Source organism: Deferribacterota bacterium (assembly GCA_034189185.1).
GTDB lineage: Bacteria > Chrysiogenota > Deferribacteres > Deferribacterales > UBA228 > UBA228.
Genome location: JAXHVM010000295.1, coordinates 1 through 1,614, shown reverse-complemented (window position 1 = coordinate 1,614; position 1,614 = coordinate 1). Strand labels below are relative to the sequence as shown.

Below are 1,614 nucleotides of genomic sequence, written 5' to 3'. Positions count from 1 at the left end.
TTTTGCCTCTATAAAATCTATCAAATATTTTAGGGATTTCATTGTGTTTTAATTTACAACCACTATTTTTGATTTTTATCTCTAAACAACTATCTATATTATTAATGGTAATTTCAACAAAACCTTTTGTATCTACATATTTTATAGCATTTTGGATGAGATTCTCTAATATTAGTTTTATACCAAATTTATTAGCTGTAAAGGTTAAGCTATTATCTACATTAATTATGATATTTATATTTTTGTTTTGAATGTTATTGTTATATTTGTTAACAATTCCTCTAGATAGTTCGCCTATTTTAATAATTTCTTTATTTTCTAAAAATCTAGAATCCTTAATTCTTTCTAATGTTTGGATTTGTGTAAATACCTCATTTAGTATGCAAACATTGCGGTAAATAATATCAATTGTTTTATGTAAAAACTCTTCATTTATGTTGGATGCATCCTTTAAGATCTCTGAATAGGATACTACTTTTGTTAAAGGTGTTCTTATTTCATGGCCTATTGAATCAAGAAGAGCTGTTTTATAATTATTTGATGTTTTTAGTTTTTCTAATGTATCATTATATTTTTGTGTAACCTCTTTTATTTTATCCTCTAGGTATTGGTCATTTAATTTTATTTTTTCTTTCATTGTGTTGAATGATTTAGCAAGGCTGCCAATCTCATCTTTTGAATTTATCTCGATAGTACTATTAAAAGAGCCATTGGCCACAGCTTCTGCAGCTTTTTTAATCTTAAAAATCCTTTTTAATATCAATTTATCTATGAGAATGGTTAAAATTATAAGTAAAAGGATATAAAGGAAGAGTCCATAAAATAAAAATAGCGTATTGTTATTTTTTAATATTTTGCTTATTTCTTTAAGGGGTATATAGATTGCAATGCCACCCCTAAGATCGCCTATTTTATAACCTTGGTATTGGTGGCACTTTAAACAAGATTTATTAATATATAAGGGCCTCATGTATCTATAAATTTTTTCATTATTAGAATTTTTAAAAATATCTATATATTCTTTCCCTCCGATTTTGAAATATTCAAGAGCCCTTTTTTCAAATTCATTTGGAGCGTTAGCAGGGTTAATAAGAATATCAGAAGTTATGTGAAAGTATATATTATCATAATCTTTTATATAGCGAGAAAGTTCTTTAGTGGCAACTGCAGGAACAGGTTTTATTAAATTTCTATTTTCTGCAATCCATTGCCTTGTTACATATAACATCCTAAAGAGTGTTTCAGCTTCTATTTTTGCTTTTTCTTTTATTAGATTATTTTGATGTCTATAAATAAAAAAACTGATAGGTATAAGAAAAATAAGCAATGTGGCAGATATAGCAAGAACAATTTTAACTTTTAATTTCAAATTTATAACCTCTCCCAGGAACGGTTTTAATTATTGTAGGATTTTTTGGGTTATCTTCTATTTTTTTTCTAATATGGGCTATTTGGACGTCTAAATTATGATCTACTGTAAACAATTTAGATTCTCCCCATATTTTTTCTTTAATTTTTTCTCTACTAACTACATGATTAGCATTATTGATTAATAATATTAATATATCCCATTCTCTGTTAGTTAATTCAATATGTTTATTGTGTTTATATATA

Annotated in this window: 2 protein-coding genes; both read right to left on the bottom strand. The window is 25.7% G+C overall.

The window, feature by feature from the left end:
* Positions 1-1,369 (bottom strand): DUF3365 domain-containing protein (locus SVN78_11035; protein MDY6822139.1); only part of this gene is annotated, 1,369 nt, incomplete at its 3' end.
* Positions 1,353-1,614: helix-turn-helix domain-containing protein (locus SVN78_11030; protein ID MDY6822138.1), on the bottom strand; the 262-nt coding region annotated here is incomplete at its 5' end. The genes SVN78_11030 and SVN78_11035, both read right to left, overlap by 17 nt.